The organism is Streptomyces tibetensis, from assembly GCF_007655005.1.
Classification (GTDB): Bacteria; Actinomycetota; Actinomycetes; order Streptomycetales; family Streptomycetaceae; genus Streptomyces; species Streptomyces tibetensis.
Genome location: NZ_SZVW01000062.1, coordinates 1 through 655, shown reverse-complemented (window position 1 = coordinate 655; position 655 = coordinate 1). Strand labels below are relative to the sequence as shown.

The 655-nt window shown below is 72.1% G+C and carries 1 protein-coding gene; it reads right to left on the bottom strand.

Going from position 1 to position 655, the window contains the following annotated elements; translation table 11 throughout:
* Positions 1-655, bottom strand: a 655-nt coding sequence (locus FDO69_RS40920; protein WP_138430331.1) for an acyl carrier protein, incomplete at both ends; no start/stop codon positions are given.

Sequence of the window (655 nt, the reverse complement as noted above, 5' to 3'; positions counted from 1 at the left end):
GGAGATGGCGTCGGCCCCGGAGGCCACCAGCTCCCACAGATCGTCCGGTGAGGCCACCCCGCCCGGGAACCGGCAGCCGATACCGATGACGGCGATCGGATCACCCGCCTTCGCCTCCCCCGTCCGGCCGTTCACCTCCTGGTCGGCAGCGGACTCGCCGAGCAGGGTCTTCGCCAGGTGGTCGGCCACCGCCCGTGGCGTCGGCAGCTCGTAGACGAGGGTCGGATCGAGCGCGACTCCGGCGGCCGTACCGAGCAGACCGGCCAGTTCCACCGCCGTCATCGAGTCGAGGCCCAGTGAGGTGAACGGCCGGTCCAGGGCTACCTCGTCGGGACCGTCGAGTCCCAGGACGCTCGCGGTGGTCTCGCCGACGAGCCGGACCAGAGCCTCGTGCGACACCGCACCCACCGCCATCGCACGCTGGGGCTCGGCGGCAGGACGAGCCGCAGGCGCATGATTCGGCGTCAGCCCCGGTGCCCAGTGGGTGCGGCGCTGGAAGGCATAGGTCGGCAGCTCCACCCGCCGTGGCCGGCTCGCTCCACAGAGGCCGGCCCAGTCGATGCCGTCAGTCCGCACACCGACGGCCGCGATGGCCTGTGTGAGGGTGTCTGGTTCGGGGTGGTTGCGGTGGAGGGTGGGGATGGTGGTGGGGTTG